The sequence below is a fragment of the Geodermatophilus ruber genome, assembly GCF_900114385.1.
Lineage (GTDB): Bacteria > Actinomycetota > Actinomycetes > Mycobacteriales > Geodermatophilaceae > Geodermatophilus > Geodermatophilus ruber.
The window spans coordinates 1-1,836 of sequence record NZ_FOSW01000029.1 but is presented as its reverse complement, the minus strand read 5'-3'; the positions used below and the strand labels follow the sequence as shown (position 1 = coordinate 1,836).

Genomic DNA, 1,836 nt, shown 5'->3' with positions numbered 1-1,836 from the left:
TGGATGGGTAGGGGAGCGTCGCGTGGCGAGGGAAGCGGCGGAGTGATCCAGCCGTGGACGCCACGCGAGTGAGAATGCAGGCATGAGTAGCGAGAGGGGAGTGAGAACCTCCCCCGCCGGAAGACCAAGGGTTCCTGGGCCAGGCTAATCCGCCCAGGGTGAGTCGGGACCTAAGGCGAGGCCGACAGGCGTAGTCGATGGACAACGGGTTGATATTCCCGTACCCGCGAAGGAACGCCCATGCCGAACCCAGCGATGCTAACCGCCCGAACACCGGCCGTGATCCTTTCGAGGTAGCGGCCGGGACTAGCGCGGGATCCGGACTGGTAGTAGGCAAGCGATGGGGTGACGCAGGAAGGTAGTCCCGCCGGTGAGTGGTAGTACCGGTGCAAGGGTGTGGCCCGCAGACCAGGCAAATCCGGTCTGCACACAGGGTGAGGCCCGACGCATAGCCGATTGAGGCGAATGGGATGATCCTATGCTGCCGAGAAAAGCCTCTAGCGAGTTCCCAGCGGCCCGTACCCCAAACCAACTCAGGTGGTCAGGTAGAGAATACCGAGGCGATCGAGCGAACTGTGGTTAAGGAACTCGGCAAAATGCCCCCGTAACTTCGGGAGAAGGGGGGCCGCTTTCCGTGAAGGCACTTGCTGCCGGCAGCGGAGGGCGGCCGCAGAGACCAGTGAGAAGCGACTGTTTACTAAAAACACAGGTCCGTGCGAAGTCGTAAGACGATGTATACGGACTGACGCCTGCCCGGTGCTGGAACGTTAAGGGGACGGGTTAGGCCCTTCGGGGCCGAAGCTCAGAACTCAAGCGCCAGTAAACGGCGGTGGTAACTATAACCATCCTAAGGTAGCGAAATTCCTTGTCGGGTAAGTTCCGACCTGCACGAATGGCGTAACGACTTCTCAGCTGTCTCAACCACAGGCTCGGCGAAATTGCACTACGAGTAAAGATGCTCGTTACGCGCGGCAGGACGGAAAGACCCCGGGACCTTTACTATAGCTTGATATTGGTGTTCGGTTCGGCTTGTGTAGGATAGGTGGGAGACTGTGAAGCGGGCACGCCAGTGTCCGTGGAGTCGCCGTTGAAATACCACTCTGGTCGAATTGGATGTCTAACCTCGGTCCGTGATCCGGATCAGGGACAGTGTCAGGTGGGTAGTTTAACTGGGGCGGTTGCCTCCCAAAATGTAACGGAGGCGCCCAAAGGTTCCCTCAGCCTGGTTGGCAACCAGGTGTCGAGTGCAAGTGCACAAGGGAGCTTGACTGTGAGACCGACGGGTCGAGCAGGAGCGAAAGCTGGGACTAGTGACCCGGCACCGGCAGGTGGAAGCGGTGTCGCTCAACGGATAAAAGGTACCCCGGGGATAACAGGCTGATCTTCCCCAAGAGTCCATATCGACGGGATGGTTTGGCACCTCGATGTCGGCTCGTCGCATCCTGGGGCTGGAGTAGGTCCCAAGGGTTGGGCTGTTCGCCCATTAAAGCGGTACGCGAGCTGGGTTTAGAACGTCGTGAGACAGTTCGGTCCCTATCCGCCGTGCGCGTAAGAGACTTGAGAAGAGCTGTCCCTAGTACGAGAGGACCGGGACGGACGAACCTCTGGTGTGCCAGTTGTACCGCCAGGTGCACGGCTGGTTGGCTACGTTCGGCAGGGATAACCGCTGAAAGCATCTAAGCGGGAAGCTCGCTTCAAGATGAGGTCTCTCACCGGGTCAACCGGGTAAGGCCCCCGCCCAGACCAGCGGGTTGATAGGCCGGAGGTGGAAGCGCCGCGAGGCGTGGAGCTGACCGGTACTAATAGGCCGAGGACTTGACCACACGCCCTACAGGC

Annotated in this window: 1 rRNA gene; it reads left to right on the top strand. The window is 59.9% G+C overall.

The features are described from left to right. A 23S ribosomal RNA gene (locus tag BMZ50_RS23460) occupies positions 1-1,823 on the top strand; the annotation flags it as partial. Positions 1,824-1,836 lie beyond the last annotated feature (13 nt).